Annotated in this window: 16 protein-coding genes and 1 pseudogene; 13 read left to right on the top strand and 4 right to left on the bottom strand. The window is 68.9% G+C overall.

Annotated elements, in window-relative coordinates; translation table 11 throughout:
* Positions 1-6: 6 nt before the first annotated feature.
* On the bottom strand, positions 7-144 hold the full coding sequence (locus OG385_RS12415; RefSeq protein ID WP_266861326.1) for a hypothetical protein: 138 nt from the start codon (positions 142-144) through the stop codon (positions 7-9).
* Between the two features lie 97 nt (positions 145-241).
* On the opposite strand from OG385_RS12415, the gene OG385_RS12410 reads away from it, so the two are divergent.
* The 6 genes from OG385_RS12410 (at position 242) to OG385_RS12385 (ending at position 5672) form a co-directional block, all read left to right on the top strand.
* Positions 242-697, top strand: a complete 456-nt coding sequence (locus tag OG385_RS12410) for an Lrp/AsnC family transcriptional regulator (RefSeq protein WP_164259277.1) — start codon at positions 242-244, stop codon at positions 695-697.
* A 123-nt stretch (positions 698-820) separates the two neighbouring features.
* Positions 821-1999 (top strand): aminofutalosine synthase MqnE, encoded by a 1179-nt coding sequence (mqnE, locus tag OG385_RS12405; RefSeq protein ID WP_266854516.1) that lies wholly within the window; start codon positions 821-823, stop codon positions 1997-1999.
* Between the two features lie 75 nt (positions 2000-2074).
* On the top strand, positions 2075-2599 hold the full coding sequence (locus OG385_RS12400) for a GNAT family N-acetyltransferase (protein ID WP_266854514.1): 525 nt from the start codon (positions 2075-2077) through the stop codon (positions 2597-2599).
* A gap of 116 nt (positions 2600-2715) precedes the next feature.
* On the top strand, positions 2716-3012 hold the full coding sequence (locus tag OG385_RS12395; protein ID WP_266854513.1) for a DUF4229 domain-containing protein: 297 nt from the start codon (positions 2716-2718) through the stop codon (positions 3010-3012).
* A 405-nt stretch (positions 3013-3417) separates the two neighbouring features.
* Positions 3418-4824 carry a dicarboxylate/amino acid:cation symporter gene (locus tag OG385_RS12390; RefSeq protein WP_266854511.1) on the top strand — a complete coding sequence of 469 codons (1407 nt, stop codon included), beginning with the start codon at positions 3418-3420 and terminating at the stop codon, positions 4822-4824.
* Between the two features lie 224 nt (positions 4825-5048).
* A complete protein-coding gene (locus OG385_RS12385; protein ID WP_266860800.1) occupies positions 5049-5672 on the top strand; it encodes a TetR/AcrR family transcriptional regulator in 624 nt (207 codons plus the stop codon).
* Here the strand turns inward: OG385_RS12385 and OG385_RS12380 are convergent.
* A complete protein-coding gene (locus OG385_RS12380; RefSeq protein WP_266854509.1) occupies positions 5632-6507 on the bottom strand; it encodes a MaoC/PaaZ C-terminal domain-containing protein in 876 nt (291 codons plus the stop codon). The two genes, OG385_RS12385 and OG385_RS12380, sit on opposite strands and share 41 nt — an antisense overlap.
* 279 nt (positions 6508-6786) lie before the next feature.
* On the opposite strand from OG385_RS12380, the gene OG385_RS12375 reads away from it, so the two are divergent.
* Positions 6787-7125, top strand: coding sequence for a hypothetical protein (locus OG385_RS12375; protein ID WP_266854508.1), 339 nt, complete (start codon positions 6787-6789; stop codon positions 7123-7125).
* Positions 7122-9398, top strand: a complete 2277-nt coding sequence (locus OG385_RS12370) for a C2 family cysteine protease (protein ID WP_266854507.1) — start codon at positions 7122-7124, stop codon at positions 9396-9398. The genes OG385_RS12375 and OG385_RS12370 overlap by 4 nt, the downstream gene beginning before the upstream one ends.
* A gap of 62 nt (positions 9399-9460) precedes the next feature.
* Here the strand turns inward: OG385_RS12370 and OG385_RS12365 are convergent, their stop codons facing one another.
* Positions 9461-10105 carry a dihydrofolate reductase family protein gene (locus OG385_RS12365; RefSeq protein ID WP_266854505.1) on the bottom strand — a complete coding sequence of 215 codons (645 nt, stop codon included), beginning with the start codon at positions 10103-10105 and terminating at the stop codon, positions 9461-9463.
* 161 nt (positions 10106-10266) lie between these two features.
* Between OG385_RS12365 and OG385_RS12360 the strand changes: the two genes are divergently transcribed.
* The 3 genes from OG385_RS12360 (at position 10267) to OG385_RS12350 (ending at position 12717) form a co-directional block, all read left to right on the top strand.
* Positions 10267-10911 carry a class I SAM-dependent methyltransferase gene (locus OG385_RS12360; protein WP_266854503.1) on the top strand — a complete coding sequence of 215 codons (645 nt, stop codon included), beginning with the start codon at positions 10267-10269 and terminating at the stop codon, positions 10909-10911.
* Between the two features lie 309 nt (positions 10912-11220).
* Positions 11221-12246, top strand: coding sequence for an NlpC/P60 family protein (locus tag OG385_RS12355; RefSeq protein ID WP_266854501.1), 1026 nt, complete (start codon positions 11221-11223; stop codon positions 12244-12246).
* Between the two features lie 75 nt (positions 12247-12321).
* Positions 12322-12717: a RidA family protein gene (locus OG385_RS12350; RefSeq protein WP_266854500.1), complete on the top strand. Its 396-nt coding sequence runs from the start codon at positions 12322-12324 to the stop codon at positions 12715-12717.
* Between the two features lie 84 nt (positions 12718-12801).
* On the opposite strand, the gene OG385_RS12345 is transcribed toward OG385_RS12350, so the two are convergent.
* Complete coding sequence (locus OG385_RS12345) at positions 12802-14157, bottom strand: 3-oxoacyl-ACP reductase (RefSeq protein WP_266854498.1); 1356 nt, start codon at positions 14155-14157, stop codon at positions 12802-12804.
* 93 nt (positions 14158-14250) lie between these two features.
* Here OG385_RS12345 and OG385_RS12340 point away from each other — a divergent pair.
* A pseudogene (locus OG385_RS12340) lies at positions 14251-15493 on the top strand (acetyl-CoA C-acetyltransferase).
* Positions 15494-15622: 129 nt separating this feature from the next.
* Entirely contained in the window at positions 15623-17539 is a 1917-nt protein-coding gene (locus tag OG385_RS12335; RefSeq protein ID WP_266854496.1) for a long-chain fatty acid--CoA ligase, read from the top strand.
* Positions 17540-17641 lie beyond the last annotated feature (102 nt).

The raw sequence follows: 17641 nt of genomic DNA, 5'->3' as shown, positions 1-17641 counted from the left end.
CGGCGGTCAGCGCTTCTTGGCGTGCCGCTTCGTACGGCGGGCCGGGGCGGCGGTGGCGAGCCGCTGGTCACGCGAACGGTTGGCCTGGTCCTGAAGCTCGCGCATCCGGGCATAGGCCATCTCGATCGTGTACACGGTGAACATCACTCCTGATGGAAGATTCGCAGGGCGTTTTCCCTGCATGCCTTAGATTCTATACGTAAACTCGCGATATTGCTGAACAATGGAAGGCTTCAACAGTATGGACGCGGTGGACAGGCAGCTCATCCAGGCGCTGCGGGAGAACGGCAGGGCCTCCTACGCCGAGCTCGGCCGGCTGGTCGGGCTCTCCGGGCCCAGCGTCACCGACCGCATCAACCGCCTTGAGGCGGCCGGAGTGATCACCGGTTACCGCGCCACCGTCGACGCCAAGTCCCTCGGCCTCGGGGTGACCGCGCTCATCGGTATCTCGCTCTCGGACGCCGCCGACCACGAGGACGTGGCCCACCGGCTCAAGGACCTGGCCGAGATCGAGGACGCCTGGTTCATCGCGGGCGACGACTCGTACATGCTCAAGGTCAGGGTGGACGACGTGGACGGTCTGGAGCGCACGATCCGCCGGCTCAGCGGCACCCGGGGCGTCTCCCGCACCCGCACCACGATCGTCCTCTCCACCAAGTGGGAGAACCGGGTCGGAGAGCTGCCCGAGCCGAGCTGACCCGCCCCCCGGCACCGGGAGCGAGGCGGTTGCCGGCCGGGTGCCAGCCGGGTCCCGGAGCCGCGCGGGCGGGGGAGTACGGTTGGCTGGTTGTTTACGTACGCATATGGGAGGCGGCCGCACATGACTGCGTCGATCAACGATGTAGGCCTCAAGCGCGAGATCGAGGCAAAGGTCCGGGCCGGTGAGCGGCTGACCCGTGAGGACGGCGTCGCGCTCTACGAGACGGACGACCTGGCCTGGCTCGGCGGCCTCGCCCACGAGGTGCGTACGCGCAAGAACGGCGACGTTGTCCACTTCAACGTCAACCGGCACCTCAACATGACCAATGTGTGCACCGCCTCGTGCGCCTACTGCTCGTTCCAGCGCAAGCCGGGCGAGAAGGACGCGTACACGATGCGTATCGAGGAGGCCGTCCGCCTCGCGAAGGCGATGGAGGGCGACAACCTCACCGAGCTGCACATCGTCAACGGCCTCCACCCGACGCTGCCGTGGCGGTACTACCCGCGCTCGCTCAGCGCGCTGAAGGAAGCCCTCCCGCAGGTCGCCCTCAAGGCGTTCACCGCGACGGAGATCCACCACTTCGAGACGATTTCCGGGCTCTCCGCTTCGGAGATCCTGGACGAGCTGATCGAGGCCGGCCTCGAATCGCTGACCGGTGGCGGCGCCGAGATCTTCGACTGGGAGGTCCGGCAGCACATCGTCGACCACGCCACCCACTGGGAGGACTGGTCCCGCATCCACCGCCTCGCCCACGAGAAGGGTCTCAAGACCCCGGCGACGATGCTCTACGGCCACATCGAGGAGCCGCGCCACCGCGTGGACCACGTCCTGCGACTGCGTGAACTCCAGGACGAGACCGGCGGCTTCCAGGTCTTCATCCCGCTGCGCTACCAGCACGACTTCGTGGACATGAAGGACGGCAAGGTCCGCAACAAGCTCCAGGTGCGGACCACGATGGCCACCGGCGCCGAGGCGCTGAAGACCTTCGCGGTGTCCCGGCTGCTCTTCGACAACGTCCCGCACGTGAAGGTCTTCTGGCCCATGCACGGCGTCCAGACCTCGCAGCTCGCGCTGCAGCACGGCGCCGACGACATGGACGGCTCGGTGGTCGAGTACAAGATCACCCACGACGCCGACAACTACGGCACGCCGAACAAGCTCGGCCGCGAGGACCTGCTCGAACTCATCCGTGATGCGGGCTTCCGCCCGGTCGAGCGCAACACGCAGTACGAGATCGTCCGCGAGTTCGACGGACCGGACCCGGCCCGCCGCGACGCCCCGCAGCCGATGCGCTTCTGAACGGTCGCGCTCTCCCCGCCTCGACGACGGAACCCCGGCCACGGCCGGGGTTCCGCGCTTTCCTACGCTGGTTGTATGAGCCTCACGTTTGAACTGGACCCGCGGATGGACGCCAGGCTGCGGGACGAAGTGGCCGCGCTCTGGGCGGATGTGTCGAACGCCGGCGGCGCCGTCGGCTTCGTCCCCCCGGTCACGTCCGACGACGTCCGCCCGGAACTGATCAAGCATCTGACCGCGATGACCGAGGGCCGCGTCCGGCTGCTGGTCGGCCGCGACGAGAGCGGCACGGTCGCCGCCACCGCTTTCCTCACGCTCAACACGCACCGCCTGATGCGCCACTGGATCTGGCTGTACACCGTGATGGTCCACCCCTCCCACCAGGGCAAGGGGTACGGCCGCCACCTGATGACAGCGGCGGCGGACGCCGCCCGCACCCTCGACGGCATCGAGGCGATCCGCCTCACCTGCCGGGGCGGCACCGGGGTGGACCGGTTCTACGAGTCCTGCGGCTACAAGGAAGTGGGCCGGGTGCCGGACGCGATCCGGGTCGCCCCCGGCGACGACCGCGACGACATCATCATGTACCTGCCGCTGCTCTGACCCCGGCGCGCCGCACCCCTACCCCGGCCGGGGTGATCGCAAGTGGGGCGTGCTTCACTTGTCGGGCAGGTCCTGAAGCACCAGCGATCATCGGTACGAAGAGAGAGGCCCCACCCGTGTCTGTAGCCAACCCGGGCGCCACGATCCGCTACACCGCGATGCGGATCGTCATCTTCATGGGATCCCTGGTCTTCTGCGCGGTCCTCGTCCACTTCGGCATCATCCCCAAGGGACTCGGCGGCTCCAACTTCATCTGGACGATCCTGCTGGCGCTGGTCATCTCCGCGCCGCTCAGCTTCGTCCTGCTGCGCAAGCAGCGCGACAAGATGTCCGAGCAGTTGATCAACAAGGTCGAGCGGGCCAAGGTCAAGCTGGAGGCCAACCGTACGCAGGAGGACGGCCTCACCCAGTAAGCCGTCGGCTTCCGTTCCACCCGCGGCCCCGCAGCCGTCCCAAGGCGCGGGCAAGCACCGTAAGTTACGTCACACACGCCGGGAACCCCGGGCCGGAGCGAGTCGCTCCAGCGCCGGGGTCCCGGCGTTTTCGCGTACTGCCGCGCCCCTGCCCCAAAGAACGGCTTTGAGGCACTCAAAGTTCAAGTGTTAACGTGTTCGACATGAAGACAGCCGTGCGCCCGCATCCCAGGAGCCCTGCGCTCGTGGAGCGCCTGCATGTCGATCTCTGCCGCTGCATGTCCGCGGCCTGTCGCCGCTTCTGATCGGCCTCATGCGGCGGCGCCCCCACTTGACAGGCGCCGCGCCCCCGTCCCCCCGTGCTCCGTACCGAGCACACAGCTGCGTCCTCACCGGAGTGTCCCCATGTCCGCAGGTCCCGCGAGTTCCGAGGATTCCGCCGCGAATCCCACGGCGCCTTCCACCGCCGACTCGACCGGCAGTCCCAGCGCCGGTCCGGCGAAGTCCCGAATATCCGACAAGTTCCCGTTCTGGGCCCAGATCATCGCCGGTCTGGTCCTGGGTGTCCTGCTCGGCTGGCTCGCCCGCAGCCAGGACATCAGCTGGCTCAAGTCCACGCTGGAGCACGTCGGCGGCATCTTCATCCAGCTGCTGAAGCTGGCGGTCGCCCCGCTCGTCTTCTTCGCGATCCTGGTGTCGATCACCAATCTCCGCAAGGTCAACAACGCGGCCCGGCTGGCCACCCGCACGGTGATGTGGTTCATGATCACGTCACTGATCGCGGTCGTCATCGGCCTCGCGATCGGCCTGATCACCAACCCCGGCGCGGGCACCGGTCTCACGCCCAAGGACGGCAAGGCGCCCGACGGGTCCGGCTCCTGGATCGACTTCCTGACCGGCATCGTGCCGACGGACGTCGTCACGCCGTTCACCCAGCTGAACGTCCTGCAGATCGTCTTCATGGCCGCCGTCGCCGGTATCGCCGCACTCCAGCTCGGCGCGAAGGCGGAGCCGATCCTCAAGATCAGCGAGGCCGTACTCGAACTGCTCCAGAAGGCCCTGTGGTGGGTCATCCGCCTCGCGCCGCTGGGCACCATCGGCCTGATCGGCTTCGCCATCGCCGACTACGGCTGGGACCTGATCGGCAAGTACGCGACGTTCACCGCCGACATCTACGTCGGTTGCGCGATCGTGCTGTTCGTGGTCTACCCGGTGCTGCTCGCGACGGTCGCCAAGGTCAACCCGCTGCAGTTCTTCAAGGGCGCCTGGCCCGCGATCCAGCTGGCGTTCGTCTCCCGCTCCTCGGTCGGCACCATGCCGGTCACCCAGCGGGTCACCGAGCGCCTCGGGGTGCCGAAGGAGTACGCCTCGTTCGCGGTGCCGTTCGGCTCGACCACCAAGATGGACGGCTGCGCCTCGATCTACCCGGCGATCGCCGCGATCTTCATCGCGCAGATCTTCGACGTACACCTCGGAATCCAGGACTACGTGCTGATCGCCTTCGTCTCGGTCATCGGCTCGGCGGCCACCGCCGGACTGACCGGCGCGACCGTGATGCTGACGCTGACCCTCTCCACGCTGGGGCTCCCGCTGGAGGGTGTGGGCCTGCTGATGGCGATCGACCCGATCCTGGACATGATGCGCACCGCGACGAACGTCGCCGGCCAGGCTCTGATTCCGGTCATCGTCTCGGCGCGCGAGAAGATCCTGGACCTCGACGCGTTCAACTCCGCTTCGGCCTCCCCGGTCGACGAGCGCGAGGTGCACGTCGCCGACGTCGAGGAGAAGCAGTCCGTTCCGGTCGCGGCCTGACTCACCTGACAGGCCTGACACATCTGACCGGCCTGACAGACCTGGCAGTCCCGGCAGACCTGACAGGCCCGGCAGATCTGACCGCTGCTTGATCGTTCACTTCACGCCACCCGGCCCCTCTCCGTACGACGGAGAGGGGCCGGACCCGTACCCTTGCCTGGTGTGTACCAACTGGCTGGAGGGGCTCTGAGGTGGGTGCAGTCAAGGCGGCCAAGGCCAAGCGGATGCCGAGGGCGGTGCGCGAGCGGCAGATGATGGACGCCGCCGTGCGGACCTTCGGGCAGCGCGGATACCGGGCCGCCTCGATGGACGAGATCGCCGAACTGGCGGGCGTGTCCAAGCCCCTGATCTATCTGTACCTGAACTCCAAGGAAGAGCTCTTCACCGCGTGCATCCGCCGGGAGGCCCAGTCCCTGGTCGCCGCGGTACGCGCCGGGGTGGACCCGGCGGACCCCGCGGACCAGCAGCTGTGGCACGGCGTCGGCGCCTTCTTCGAGCACACCCGGGGCCATCAGGACGGCTGGAACATCCTGCACCATCAGGCGCGTACGCACGGGGAGCCGTTCGCCGCCGAAGCCGCCGCGATGCGCGACGAGATGACGAACTTCGTGACGGGCCTGATCGCGGCGGCCGCCCGCGAGGCGCACCGCGACCCGGCCCTGCCGGAGGGCGATGTGGCGGGCCTCGCGCAGGCCTTGGTGGGTGCGGCGGAATCCCTCGCCGGATGGGCGAACGGGATGCCCGGAGTCTCGGCCAGGGAAGCCGCGTCGACGCTGATGAACTTCGCCTGGTCGGGCCTGGAGAACCTTATGAACGGGGAGCGCTGGGCGCCGTCACCGCGCCCGTGAGGTGGATCCGTTCCGCGCCGTCGGGCACCTGGCTCAGGACCTGGAAGGCACCCGCTCCGGCGGTGTACGTCACGGTCCCCGGCAGCAGCACCGGCGCCCTGAACTCGACGCGTACGTGGACGTCTTCGGGGGTCCCGACGGCGGCCAGACAGCGTGCGGCGGTCCACATGCCGTGCGCGATGGCGCGCGGGAAGCCGAAGAGCTTCGCGGTGAGGGGGTGGAGGTGGATCGGGTTTCGGTCACCGGAGACGGCACCGTACCGGCGGCCCAGGCCGGCGGGGAGCTCCCAGGTGGCGGTGGTGAGGGCGTGGCGCGCGGCCTGCGGCGGCGCGTCCGGCGTACGGGCTGCCACGCTTTCGGGCGCCGGGTGCCGGGCCAGATACGTACTCCGCGACTCCCAGACCGGCTCACCGGCCCCCCGCGCCTCCGTCACCATGACGACTTCGGTACCACGTCGGTGTGCCCTCAACCCGTCGGCGTAGACGGTGAGTTCGAGCTCATCGCCCGGATGCAGAGCCCGCCGCCGGGTGATCTCGATACCGGTATGGACGAGCCCGAGAACCGGCAGCGGGAAGGCCGGCGCGGACATCAGCCGCATGGCCTGCGGAAAGCCGAGGACATGCGGATACGTGAGGGGAAGCGGGCCGCCCCGCTCGAAGCCGCATACCCGCGCGTACGAGTCAAGACGCCCGGGATCGATACGCACCCCGCCCCGCACCAGCCGGGTCGCGGGCAGGGGCGCCTCGGCCGACACCCCCCGCTTGAAGGGCGAGGCCACAGCCCCACGCACCATGGAGGGCAGCAGGCCGGGGGAGCGCGTGAGGCGGTCACTCATGGTCCGGGCTCCGTGATCCGTAAGGTATTTACTCCGAAGTAAGGTTACCCGCGGGTCGGGTGTTGGTCGAGGTGGCCGGGGTTCGGCGGCTGCGGGGTCCGTGCGCTCCGTTCCATCGCGGAGCTGAGGTCGAGCGCGACATGTGGCCCTGCCCAGTTCCTTCTGGCCGAGGCCGGCCAGTTCGGAGCCACAGCGTCTGCCGCAACCCAAGTGAGCCCGGATTGCGGGGTGTTAGCCTTACCGGTCGATCTGAGGGTTGACGGGGCTGGGGGACGCACCATGGCACGACCGGACGAACCGGCGGGGGAAACACCGGAGCAGCTGAAAAAGCGCGCAGGCGATCTGCGCGCCTGTGCGCGCAGGGCTCGTACGCTCGCCAAGAAGCTCGGGCCCCATCTGGACGGCGCGGCGAAGAAGGCCCAGCAGACCGATCCTCCACTCTGGCGTGGTCCGTTCGCCACCCGATCGACGCAGCAGATCGCGAATCGCAAGAGCACGCTGGGGCAGATGGCGTCTGCGCTCATGCACGATGCGGGCCGCTGGGACACCGAGGCGGACCGGCTCGACGATGAGGCGAAGACGGGCTCGGCCAAACGGAAGACGGGACTGGGGCATTGACCGAATTCCGTGGCTTCGACAGCACAGAGATACGTGCCCTCGCCGCCAGTCTGCGCAAACTGGGCGGCGACGCGCGTGGCTTGCACCGGGACCTGGCCTCCGTTCTCACCGAGGCGACCCAGCTCATGAAGGGCAAACCGGCTACCACCGACCCGCTCCTGCAGCCCCTGGTCGGCCAGGTCTTCTTCATGCCGTCGCTGTTCGGCGGGCCCGCGCAGATGCCCGGAGTGCTGGACGACGAACTGGGCAACATGGCCGGGTCGATGGATCGCCGCAGCAAGCAGCTCGACGAGTGCGAGATGCTCATCGAACATGGCTACGCGGTCGACCCGGCTCTCCTCTTCGCGGACGAGGCCCCTGCCGACGAGCAGCACATCAAGGATGCGCTGAAGCAGATCAAGGAACTCGACGGCAAGGACTTCGGCACCAACGGGAACCGAGACGATCTGAAGAAGGTCGAGAGCGTGCTGGACGGGATGACGTCCGCTGAACTGGACGCCTTCTTCGACCGTGTTCCCGAGGCCGATCTGAAGCGCTACAACGACCTGATCAACAACACGGATGACAGCGGCTGGAAGTGGTGGGACGAGAACGGCCTGCCTGAGGGTGAGCGCCGTGACCATCTCAGCGGGATCCTGGCGAAGCTCGGCCCCGCCCACTGGGCCAAGGCCCAGGCGGCTTTTCCGGGAATGCAGCCGGGATTCGACACGACAGACGCTTATCTGGATGGCAAGAATTCCCAGTCCGGAGCGGACGCCAAGGGAATGCACTGGGGTATTCCGTCCGACCCTCTGTTCGCCCCTGGTTCCAACGGGCAGGACATCAACGCTGCCGACATCAACCAAGGACGGTTCGGCGATTGCTGGTACATCGCATCACTCACGTCGACGGCTCAGGTGAACCCGCAGTTCATCCGTGACGGGATCAAGCAGAATCCCAATGGCACCGTCAACGTCCGCATCTGGGACAAGGACGGTAATCAGCGATGGGTCACCGTCACCCCGGACGTACCGCTGGACAAGGACGGCACTCCTATGACGGCTCATGCCAAGGGAGCCATGTGGCCCGCCTACTACGAGAAGGCGTTCGCTCTCGTCTACGGTGGCGACGACGGCGGCGCGCCGGACGGGCATGAGGGTGACAAGCGCTACGACCGTACGGAGCACGGGACGTACGGGGCGATCGAGTGGGACTACAACGAGAAGGCCCCTCCTTATGTCACCGGTCACGATTCCAAGGGCATCGACAACAGCGTGGATTCGGTGCGGACGAGTTTCAACTCGGGGCATCCGGTGATTGTCAGCACAGGCAGCGGGGACGATGTGAACAAGAAGGGCCAGGACAAGTGGGGGAACCACGTTCTCCACCCGTCACGTCTACTTCGTCAAGGGGTTCGAGAACGGGAACATCGTGCTCGGCAACCCATGGGGCCCGCCCAACAAGGACATCGTGGCCACCCCCGACGAGTACAAAGAGTTCTTCGGGAATCCGCAGGCTCTGGAGGTGCCCAAGTCATGAAGGCAGCCCGATTTGCCGCAGTCGTCGGCTGTGTGCTGCTCGCGGCGGGCTGCGGCTCGTCCGGAAAGCAGTCCGAGCAGGCCCCGTCCCCCAGTGCGTCCACGACGAGCCCCGCCCCGCCCCGCGACAAGGGCCCGGTGTGCGCGGGTAATTCCGCCGCGAAGGGGCTCCACGTGCTGCGCGGTGGTTTCGTCAAGCTGCCCGGCGGTGCCGGAAACGTGTCGTACAAGGAGGCGCGGTCGGACGGCTCGGCCCGTTCCGCTGTCCTGACCAACGGGACAGGGCTCGGCTCGGCGGAAGCCGGTACCCGGGCATGGACCGTGAAGCCGGGCCAGGCCGTCACCGTGGGCGGTGTCTCGTTCACGGTGGCGCAGATCTGCACGTACCGAGTGGTACTCACACCGAAGGGCCAGAAGAACGTGACCGAGTCACCCCAGCCCAGCTCCGAGGCCACGTGGCCGTCTCTGGTCGACGGCCGCTTCCGCCTCAGGTGGCACGTGCCGAACAACGAGTACAGCGGGCAGTACAGCGCGGTGGTGACGGAGATCAACCAGGGCCCGCGCGCCGACATCGGCATCGCGAGCCGCGACGGCGGGGACGCCGCCTACCGGGACGCCCGGGTGGGCGACACTCTCGAATTCGCCGGCCGCCTGTGGAAGGTGGCGGACATCGACGTCGGTGACGGCAGCCCCGCCGAGAGCAGTCCGCACTCCGGGTACGTGGACCTCCAGCTCATCGGGCCTGCCGGGGGCTGATACCACGAAGTGGTCTGGCCGCAGGACGCTCGGGTGGGCCACGGTGGCCCACCCGAGGCCTGTCACTTCCGCCAGAACAGGTGGTGGGTCACCCCGCTCGGGCTGGGCACGACATCGAGGTGGAACCGGTCGAGCAGCTCATCGGGGGACTCCCACAGTCGCAGTCCGTACCCGAGCTTCACCGGTGAGACCGCCACATGCATGGTGTCGACGAGGTCGGCGTCGAGGAACTCCCGGATGGTGGTGACCCCGCCGCCGAGCCGGACGTCCTTGCCCTGTGCTGCTTCCCGCGCCTGCTCCAGGACCGTGGCCGGGTCGCCGTCGACGAAGTGGAACGTGGTGTCGGAGAGCGTGAACGAAGGGCGCTCATGGTGGGTCATGACGAACACCGGTGTGTGGAAAGGGGGTTCGTCGCCCCACCAGCCGCGCCACTCCTCGTTGGGCCAGGGTCCGCGCTGGGGGCCGAACTTGTTGCGGCCCATGATCTCGGCACCGATGTTGCGTGCGAAGTCGCGCGTCAGGTAGTCGTCCAGGCCCCGGCTCCCTCCGGAGTCGGTGCGCATGGGCCAGCTCGCCGTGGCGCCGGCCCAGGCGAACAGCCTCCCGGGATCGACGTGGCCGAAGGGGCGCTCAAGGGTCTGATCCTCGCCGGCGCCGATTCCGTCACTTGAGACGGTGAAGTTCTGCACTTTCAGCAGCTGAGCCATTTGTTCTTCCCATGTCGTCGACAACGGTGGTCGGAGTGAGACTCCCCGGGCCGGCGGAACTCATCGCTCCCTCCCCGGGGACCGGCCGGAAGCCGGGCGGACCGGGGGATCGCACTCTTGAAACGCAGGCACTCTCCTCCTTCTGCCGCTACGGTCTCCGGGTGACCGAACCCGACACCCTGTGCGCCACCCGTGAGGCCTACAACGCCATCGCCACCACCTACGCGGAGCAGTTCCACGACTCCCTGCGTGACCGCCCTCTGGAGCGCGCCCTCCTGAGTGCCTTCGCGGAGCTGGTACGGGCGAACGGCGGCGGGGTCGCGGACCTCGGCTGCGGACCGGGCCACATCACAGCCCACCTCCGCGAGCTGGGCCTGAATGCCTTCGGAGTCGACGCCTCCCCTGTGATGGTCGAGCTGGCCCGCGATGCCAACCCCGGGATGCGGTTCGAGGTCGGCTCGATGGCCGCGCTGGACATCGAGGACGGTGCGCTCGGCGGGGTGCTCTCGCGGTGGTCCGTCATCCACACTCCGCCGCAGGACCTGCCCGCCATCCTGGCCGAGATCGCACGGGTCCTGGCCCCCGGCGGGCACCTGCTGATCGAGTTCCCCGCCACTGACGGCCCCCACCACGAGACACAGTCCTACGACCATGTGGTCGCGACGGCCTACCGCTGGTATCCCGATCGCCTCGTTCAGCTCCTGCGCGACCATGGACTGGCCGAGTCGGCCCGCCTGGTGACCGAGCCGAAGCCCACGGACCGGCGGCAGTTCCAGGAAGTCCAGCTTCTCGCACACAAGGTGTAGACCGGATGGACATCGGCGCATCGGGACGTCCCGGCATCGAAAACTTCCGCTACGCAACGGGCCGTCAAGTCGCCGCTACACGGCGTGCGTTGTGAGTAAAAGAAGTGCGTCGTGTGCCGAGTTTCTCGCTGTGAAGATTGTAATGGTCACAAGATGGTCACTAGGGTTGGGCCTCGAACCTTCGCGCGATTGATCACCCAACCGGGGTGTCAGCGGGGGTACCGCCGAGTCCGTGATGTGCACGGAGCCGGGGATTCACTTCCCCCCATGACCCGGTAGGCGGCTCTGAGGAAGAAGGAGCTCGCCTTCGTGGCGTCCCACCGTCGTCCCAAGCAGCCGAGCCGTGCCCGCGTGACCGTGCTGACCGCGACCGCCGCTGCGGCCGTGGCCCTGACCTCTCAGGCCGCTCACGCCGATCCCAAGCCGACCAAGAGCGAGGTGAAGGCGAAGGTCGACAAGCTCTACGACGAGGCAGAGGTGGCCACCGAGCAGTACAACGGGGTCAAGGAGCAGCAGGACAAGCTGGAGAAGCAGACCGACGCGCTGCAGGACAGGGTCGCCCGCGGTCAGCAGGAGCTCAACACGCTCCGCGCCGGCCTCGGTTCGATCGCCGCATCGCAGTACCGCGACGGGGGGATCGACCCCTCGGTGAAGCTCTTCCTCGCCTCGGACCCGGACAGCTTCCTCGACCGGGCCACCGACCTGGACCAGTTGACGGCCAGGCAGGCCGAGGCCCTGGCGAAGATCCAGAAGAAGCAGCGGACCCTCACGCAGGAGCGCACCGAGGCCCAGGGCAAACTGCGCGACCTCGCGGACGTCCGCAAGACGCTCGGGGAGCGCAAGAAGAAGCAGCAGGACAAGCTCGCCGAGGCGCGGAAAGTGCTCAACACCCTGACCGTCTCCGAGCGTACGAAGATGCACGATGACGACGTGCGCGCCAGCCGCGACGCGGGTGACCGGGTCAAACTCGACCACGAGGCCCCCGCATCCGCCCTCGGCGCCGCCGCCCTCCAGGCCGCCGAGACCCGGGTGGGCAAGCCGTACGTCCGCAGCGCCACCGGTCCCAACGCCTTCGACTGCTCGGGCCTGACCCAGTGGTCGTACGCCCAGGCCGGTGCCCAGATCACCCGCACCACGTACACCCAGATCAACGAGGGCACCCGCATCTCGCGCAGCCAGCTGAAGCCGGGCGATCTGGTCTTCTTCAACAACACCCAGCACGTGGGGCTCTACGCGGGCAACAACACCGTGCTGCACGCCCCGTACCCGGGCGCCTATGTCCGCTACGAGTCGATGAACACCATCGGCAGCTTCCAGGCCGCGGTGCGCATCTGATCACGCACTGACGGGGGCGGGTCCGCTCGTTGCTGTTGCTGTCGGTGTCGGTTTCGGTGTTGATATGGGGGAGCGGTGCAGCACTTCGTGCGACCTGAAGGGGCGCCACCCGTGAACGGATACAGCCACGCTGTGGCGTTCACGGGGACGGTTGTCGCGGTCTCGGGTCAGGTTCCGGTGGACGGTGAGGGCCGTCCAGTGGGTGAGGGCGACGCCGAGGCCCAGGTGCGGCAGGTGTACGCGAACCTGGCCACCGCCCTGGAATCGGCGGGTTCGAGCCTGGCGCAGGTGGTCAAACTGACCGTGTTCCTCACCGACTTGCAGGACCTTCCGGCTTTTCGGCGGGTACGCGACGAGCACCAGGATCCGGCACATCCTCCGGCCTGCTCACTGGTACAGGTCGCCGGGCTGGTGCATCCCGCCTTCCGGGTCGAGATCGAGGCATGGGCCGTGGCGCCGACCGGAGAGTGAAGCGAGGCGGCGGGCCGGAGGGTGGAGCGAGGGCTCGCCCGGCGGGCAGAAGCGAGGGGCCGGCGGCCGGGCGGTCGGTGCCCCTCATGCCCCCAGCAGGCTCTGGCCGCAGACCCGTACGACCTGGCCGTTGACGCCGTCCGACGCGGGGTGGGCGAACCAGGCGGTCGTCTCCGCGACGTCCACCGGGAGGCCGCCCTGTCCCAGCGAGTTCATGCGCCGTCCCGCTTCGCGGATGAAGAGCGGTACGGCGGCCGTCATCCTGGTCTCGATGAAGCCGGGGGCCACGGCGTTGAGCGTGATGTGCTGTTCTGCGAGCCGGGGGGCGAGGGTCCGGACCAGGCCGATGATGCCGGCCTTGCTGGCTGCGTAGTTGGTCTGGCCGGTGTTGCCCGCGATCCCGGCGATCGATGCCGTGGCGACGATGCGGCCGCCCGGTCGCAGTGTGCCGGACTTGAGCAGGCCGTCCGTCGTCCGCAGCACGCTGTCCAGGTTCACGTCGAGCACGCTCGCCCAGCGGTCGGCGGCCATGTTGGCGAGGCGGCGGTCGCGGGTGATGCCCGCGTTGTGGACCAGGATGTCCAGGCCGTCGGGGAGCGCGGCGGCGATCCGGTCCGCAGCGTCGGCCGCGGTGATGTCCAGGGGCAGGGCGGTTCCGCCGAGTGAGTCGGCCGTACGGGTCAACTCGGCCTGGGACTGCGGGACATCGAGGCAGAACACCTTCGCCCCGTCGCGGGCGAGAGTCGCGGCGACCGAGGCGCCGATGCCGCGTGCGGAGCCGGTGACCAGCGCCGTGCGGCCGGCGAGCGGCAGGTCCCGGTTCGCGGGGGCCGCGGTGCCGGTGTCCGTCCCTGGCCCGCCGATCTCGATGACCTGCCCGCTCACGTACGCGGACTTGGGCGACAGCAGGAACCGCAGCGTCGACTCGGCCGCCGTCGCGGAGACCGTCCTGACCAGTTGGACGGTCCTGCCCCGGCCGATCTCCTTGCCCAGGGACCGTACGAAACCCTCCAGCGCCTGCTGCGCCGCAGCCTGGTGGTGGTCCTCGTCGGAGAGCGGGGCGCCCAGCACCACGACCCGGCCGCCCGGCGAGAGGGACCGTACGACGGGATGCAGCGCGCCGTGCACCTCCGCGAGACCGGCCACCGTGACGACACCGGTGGCGTCCAGGACCACGCCGGCCGGCCGTTCGCCTTCCGCTGCGGGACCCGTGGGCTCTGCGGGCTCCGCGGCCTTCAGGCCGGTGCGGGCGAGCACCTCCGCCAGCCCCGGCAGCCCCGCGAGCGACGGTCCGCCCGCTGTCACATGGAGCAAGGGCCCTTCGAGGCAGGGGCGTTCGGCCGACCAGCGGCGCAGCTCGGCCGGCTGGGGCAGGCCGAGCCTGCTGGTGAGGAAACGGCCGGGTGCTGTGCTGGTGAAGTGCAGATAGCGATCGGCCATTGTCCAGGCTCCCTACGGCATCGTAGATTTACTCTTGAGTAAGGTTACTCAAGAGTCAGGAGCTGGTCGAGATGATGCCGAGATGAGGCCGCGATGACGCCGGGCATGATGCCTCTCAAGGTCGCAGTGGTCGGCGGCAGCCGCATCCCGTTCGCCCGCTCGGACGGTCCGTACGCCACCGTGTCCAACCAGTCCATGCTGACAGCGGCGCTGGACGGACTGGTCGAGCGGTTCGGCCTGGAGGGCGAGCGGATCGGCGAGTTCGTCGCGGGCGCCGTCCTCAAGCACAGCCGCGACTTCAACCTCGCCCGGGAGACCGTGCTCGGCTCGCGTCTCGACCCGCGCACGCCCGCGTACGACATCCAGCAGGCCTGCGGTACGGGACTCCAGGAAGATCGCACTCGGCGCTGTCGACTCGGCGATCGCCGGCGGCTCGGACACCGCGAGCGATGCGCCTCTCGGCGTCAACGACGAGCTGCGGAAGATCCTTCTCGACGCACGCCGGGCCACGTCGGTGAGCGGGCGCCTCAGGGCTCTCTCCCGCGTACGCCCCGGCCACCTCGTCCCGGACATTCCGCGCAACGCCGAGCCCCGCACCGGGCTTTCGATGGGGGAGCACGCGGCGCGCACCGCCCGCGAGTGGGACATCGGCCGCGCCGACCAGGACGCGCTGGCCGCCACCAGCCACCAGCGGCTGGCCGCCGCGTACGAACGCGGTTTCTTCCAGGACCTGGTGACTCCCTTCCACGGCCTGGCCCGGGACCAGAACCTCCGCCCGGACTCCACCGTGGAGAAACTCGCCACGCTGAAGCCGGTGTTCGGCGCCGGAGAGCCCGGCGCGACCATGACCGCGGGCAACTCGACCCCGCTCACCGACGGCGCTGCGACCGTGCTGCTGGCGAGCGAGGAGTGGGCGCGCGAGCGCGGACTCGAACCGCTGGCGTATCTGACGCTGTACGAGACGGCGGCCGTCGACTACGTCAACGGCCCCGACGGGCTGCTGATGGCGCCCGCGTACGCCGTTCCGCGGATGCTGGAGCGCGCCGGTCTCACCCTGGACGACTTCGACCTCTTCGAGATCCACGAGGCGTTCGCGTCCCAGGTGCTCGCCACGCTCGCCGCCTGGGAGAAGCAGGGACTCGCTCCGGTGGACCGGGCGAAGCTCAACGTCGCCGGCTCCTCGCTCGCGACGGGCCACCCCTTCGCTGCGACCGGCGCCCGCATCGTCGCCACCCTGGCCAAGCTGCTCGCGGAGCGGGAGGCTCCCGGGCGGGGGCTGATCTCCCTCTGCGCGGCGGGCGGCCAGGGCGTGACGGCAATCCTCGAACGCCCCTGACCTGCCTGGCGGAACACACCCCCGGGCAGAACACACCCCCGGGCAGAACACACCTGCCGGGCAGAACACACCTGCCCGGGAGAGCGCCCTGGCTGACGTACCACGACATCACGACATGAGGAGCCGCAAGTGACCGTGCCCGTGTCAGTGCAGCAGCTGGAACCGCGCAAGCGGCGCGTGGACGGGACGGTGCGGGAGGTCTCCGTACCGCTACTGGTCCGGCCCGTCGAGCACGGTTCGCTCGCCGACATCCCCTTCGACAACGCCCACCAGGCCCCCGACGAACCGGTGCTCAGCCGGAAGCAGCCGGACGGCCGCTGGACCGATGTCTCGTCCATGGAGTTCGCCCTCGAAGTGCAGGCCGTTGCCAAGGGGCTGATCGCAGCGGGCCTGGCGGCCGGCGACCGTATCGCGATCATGGCCAGGACCACCTACGAGTGGACGCTCCTCGACTTCGCCTCCTGGGCGGCGGGTCTGGTCACCGTCCCGGTCTATCCGACGTCCTCCGCCTTCCAGGTCCGCTGGATCCTCCAGGACTCCGGCGCGGTGGCCTGCGCCGTCGAGAACAAGGAGCAGGCCCGGCTGGTCAGCGTGGAGCGCCGCCAGCTGCCCGCCCTGGCGGACCTCTGGGAGTTCGACACCGGCGCGATCGGCATCCTGAAGGACGCGGGCCGGGACGTACCCGACGAAGCGGTGGCCGAACGCCGGGCCGGGCGCTCGCCGGCCTCCGTCGCCACCCTGATCTACACCTCGGGCACCACGGGCCGCCCCAAGGGCTGCGTCCTCACCCACGCCAACTTCTTCGCCGAGGTGGACAACGCGGTCGAACTGCTCCACCCGGTCTTCAGATCGGTGACCAAGGACCCGCCGTCGACGCTGCTCTTCCTGCCGCTCTCCCATGTCTTCGGCCGGATGGTGGCGATCGGCTGTATGCGGGCCCGGGTGCGCCTCGGGCACGCACCCAGCATCAGTACGGAGGACCTGCTGGCGGACCTCGCCGGGTTCCGTCCGACGTTCCTGCTGGCGATCCCGTACGTCCTGGAGAAGGTCTACAACACCGGCCGCGCCACCGCCGAGAAGATGGGCCGGGCCTCGTCCTTCGACCGCGCGGCGCGGATCGCGCAGCGGTACGGGCAGGCGCTGGAAGCCGCCGAGCACGGCACCGGCTCCGGGCCGGGGACGGGCCTGCGGCTGGCCCATGCCGTGTATGACCCGCTGGTCTACCGGCGGATACGGGCGGCGCTCGGCGGCCGGGTGAAGTACGCGATCTGCGGCGGTTCCCCGCTCGGCCACCGGCTGGCGGCGTTCTACGCGGGCGCCGGAATCCAGATCTTCGAGGGGTACGGCCTCACCGAGACGACGGCCGCCGCGACGGTCACCCCGCCGATGAAGCCGCGGCTCGGCACGGTCGGCTGGCCGCTGCCCGGCACGGCGGTCCGGATCGCGGACGACGGTGAGGTGCTGCTCAGCGGCGGCCAGGTCTTCAGCGGCTACTGGGACGGGCAGCGCGGCGAGAGCGCGGGTGCCGGGCAGTACGCGGGCAGCGCCGGGCTCGGCTCCGGCCAGTGGTTCGCCACGGGCGACGTGGGCGAGCTGGACGAGGACGGCTACCTCACGATCACCGGCCGCAAGAAGGACCTCATCATCACGTCGGGCGGCAAGAACGTGGCGCCCGCGCCCCTGGAGGACTGGCTGCGCGCGCATCCGCTGGTCGGCCAGTGCATGGTCGTCGGCGACAACCGCAGCTATGTCACGGCGCTGATCACCCTGGAGCCGGACGGCCTCGCGCACTGGCGGCTGATGCGGAAGAAGGCAGGTGTCCCGATGCGGGAACTGGTCCACGACGAGGAGCTGAGGGGAGCACTGCAGCGGGCGGTCGACGAGGCGAACCGGCTGGTGTCGCGAGCCGAGTCGATCCGGAAGTTCGCGGTACTCCCGGTGGACTTCACGGAGGAGAGCGGGCATCTGACACCGTCGCTGAAGCTGAAGCGGGCGGTTATAGCCAAGGACTTCGGCGAGCAGATCGAGGAGATGTACCGGCGGTAGGCGACAACCGGGGATAGGCGACAACCGGGGATAGGCGACAACCGGCGATAGGCGACAGCCAGCGGTAGGCGGCAATCGGCGGTCCATAGCCGGGTGCCGGAA

The sequence above is a fragment of the Streptomyces sp. NBC_01306 genome (assembly GCF_026340465.1).
Classification (GTDB): Bacteria; Actinomycetota; Actinomycetes; order Streptomycetales; family Streptomycetaceae; genus Streptomyces.
This window is presented reverse-complemented; position numbering and strand designations above follow the sequence as displayed.